The following is a 2,834-nucleotide window of genomic DNA, read 5'->3' as shown; positions in this document are numbered from 1 at the left end:
GAAGGTGGATTCAAGAAAATGCGTCAATCAATTTCAAACACTGCTGAGTACGGTGACTATGTATCAGGTCCACGTGTAATCACTGAGCAAGTTAAAGAAAACATGAAAGCTGTCTTGGCAGATATCCAAAATGGTAAATTTGCAAATGACTTTGTAAACGACTATAAAGCTGGACGTCCAAAATTGACTGCTTACCGTGAACAAGCAGCGAACCTTGAAATTGAAAAAGTTGGTGCAGAATTGCGTAAAGCAATGCCATTCGTTGGTAAAAACGATGATGATGCATTCAAAATCTATAACTAATGGATAGAAATTAAGGTGAAGGCGAGTTGGGGGACTAACTCGCTTTTATAATCAATTCATCTCACTTTTAAGAGGATGGATTGCGATAAGTATGAAATAGTCTAGGAGAAAATGATGTTAAGTTCAAAAGATATAATCAAGGCTCATAAGGTTTTGAATGGTGTGGTCGTTAATACACCGCTTGATTATGACCATTATTTATCGGAGAAGTATGGTGCTAAGATTTATTTGAAAAAGGAAAATGCCCAACGTGTTCGTTCTTTTAAAATTCGTGGTGCCTATTATGCTATTTCTCAGCTCAGCAAGGAAGAGCGTGAGCGTGGGGTAGTCTGTGCCTCTGCGGGAAATCATGCGCAGGGAGTAGCCTATACCTGTAATGAAATGAAAATTCCTGCTACTATTTTTATGCCAATTACTACTCCGCAACAAAAGATTAGTCAAGTTCGCTTTTTTGGTGGGGATTTCGTGACCATTAAACTAGTTGGAGATACCTTTGATGCTTCAGCTAAAGCAGCTCAAGAATTTACAGTCTCTGAAAATCGTACCTTTATTGATCCCTTTGATGATGCTCATGTTCAAGCAGGTCAAGGAACCGTCGCTTATGAGATTTTAGAAGAAGCTCGAAAAGAATCGATTAATTTTGATGCTGTCTTGGTTCCTGTTGGAGGTGGCGGTCTCATTGCTGGGGTTTCAACTTATATCAAGGAAACAAGTCCAGAAATTGAAGTCATTGGGGTAGAGGCTAATGGAGCGCGTTCCATGAAGGCTGCTTTTGAAGCTGGTGGTCCAGTCAAACTCAAAGAAATTGACAAATTTGCGGATGGGATTGCTGTACAGAAGGTAGGTCAATTGACCTATGAAGCAACTCGTCAACATGTTCAAACTTTGGTAGGTGTCGATGAGGGATTGATTTCTGAAACCTTGATTGACCTCTACTCTAAGCAAGGGATTGTAGCAGAACCTGCTGGAGCAGCTAGTATCGCTTCTTTAGAGGTTTTGGCTGAATATATCAAGGGGAAAACCATTTGTTGTATCATTTCTGGAGGAAATAATGATATCAACCGTATGCCGGAAATGGAAGAGCGTGCCTTGATTTATGATGGGATCAAGCATTACTTTGTGGTTAATTTTCCACAGCGTCCGGGGGCTTTGCGTGAGTTTGTAAATGATATCTTGGGGCCAAATGATGATATCACACGTTTTGAGTATATCAAACGAGCTAGCAAGGGGACAGGCCCAGTATTGATTGGGATCGCTTTGGCAGATAAGCATGATTATGCAGGATTGATTCGTCGAATGGAAGGTTTTGATCCAGCTTATATTAACTTAAATGGTAATGAAACGCTCTATAATATGCTTGTCTGAGGACTAATAAAAAAATATCATATTATTTGCACAACTGATGTATAGGTGTTATAATGAGGGTGAAGAAAGGGGGCGATTCCTATGGACTTAGGAAATCTATCGTGCTATTTCTACTACAACTCACTATAGCACCTATTATTTTTGATTCTGTTTATATTGAGGCGACAGAATTACTTACTATATATAAGGAAATTTTTTGAAATCCCCAATTGTATAGATCCCTAATTTGAACTTTCAATAAATATAATAGGAATCAGAAAAAATAATCAATGTTTGTGAGATGGTTGCTAGGTGAGTCGGCTGAAAAAACTCGTGAGATAAACAATAGTGCTAGACATGAAACAGCAAGTGCTGCTGTTTTCAAATGACTAGCTGGAAAGCGGGTATGTAATCAGAAGGTGCAAGATTGGACAAAGTAAGTAGTACCGGTTGTGAAATAAATAAGATATAGATAAGGACAGGAAAGGAACCAAAGAAGGAGAAAGAAAACGGAATGGTTTAGAGATAGTGTGGGGTGAAAGACTATCTTTAGTGGACTTGTTGATTTAAAAGGAATATATAGAATGAAATAGTAAATCCTGTCTATCCTATTGAGAAACTGGCATTCAGTATACATGAATATTTTTACAAGTTTAAAGTTTAATAATGCAATTGTTTTTTAGGAGCATACTAATGGGTTATAGTAAGCAAAAACCTATATATTATCGACTTTAAAAGGAAGTAAGAAGATTCTGGATCATTTATTTTATTGAATATATGTTTTTTTATTGACAAAAGACATAAAAACGTATAGAATAATATAACGTAAAGAAGAAAATAGGAGAAGAACATGGCTAAGTCAAACTTTGAAAAAGTAGAATCAGTTGTTGGCTGGGTTCGTGATAAGAAAATCACAGGCTACCGTATCTCTAAAGAAACGAATGCGCGTGAAATGTCTATCATTGCTCTAGCGCAGGGTCGTGCAAAAGTAAAAAATATTTCATTTGAAACAGCTCTAGGTTTAATTGATTTCTATGAAAAAAATCATGAAAAATTTGAAGATTAATCTTTGGATAATGGCGGATTCTTGAATAAGGTCTGCCTTTTCATTTTGATACTCAATGAAAATCAAAGAGCAAACTAGGAAGCTAGCCGTAGGCTGCTCAAAGCACTGCTTTGAGGTTGTA

At 37.2% G+C, this 2,834-nt stretch carries 2 protein-coding genes and 1 pseudogene; all 3 read left to right on the top strand.

Annotation, left to right across the window (positions count from 1 at the left end; translation table 11 throughout):
* Window positions 1–303, top strand: a pseudogene (locus QZ359_RS05905) (ketol-acid reductoisomerase); the annotation flags it as partial.
* Window positions 304–417: 114 nt separating this feature from the next.
* Window positions 418–1,668: a threonine ammonia-lyase IlvA gene (gene ilvA / locus QZ359_RS05900; RefSeq protein ID WP_261082993.1), complete on the top strand. Its 1,251-nt coding sequence runs from the start codon at window positions 418–420 to the stop codon at window positions 1,666–1,668.
* A gap of 829 nt (window positions 1,669–2,497) precedes the next feature.
* The gene (locus QZ359_RS05895; RefSeq protein WP_001130036.1) at window positions 2,498–2,713 is read left to right on the top strand and encodes a hypothetical protein; all 216 of its coding nucleotides are present in this window, start codon (window positions 2,498–2,500) and stop codon (window positions 2,711–2,713) included.
* Window positions 2,714–2,834 lie beyond the last annotated feature (121 nt).

The organism is Streptococcus sp., assembly GCF_019414905.1.
In the GTDB taxonomy this organism is placed as follows: Bacteria; Bacillota; Bacilli; order Lactobacillales; family Streptococcaceae; genus Streptococcus.
This window is presented reverse-complemented; position numbering and strand designations above follow the sequence as displayed.

Bases quoted from the DNA above. Each gene is read 5' to 3' on its own strand.
- ilvA (WP_261082993.1), top strand. From the start codon at position 418: ATGTTAAGTTCAAAAGATATAATCAAGGCTCATAAGGTTTTGAATGGT.
- QZ359_RS05895 (WP_001130036.1), top strand. From the start codon at position 2,498: ATGGCTAAGTCAAACTTTGAAAAAGTAGAATCAGTTGTTGGCTGGGTT.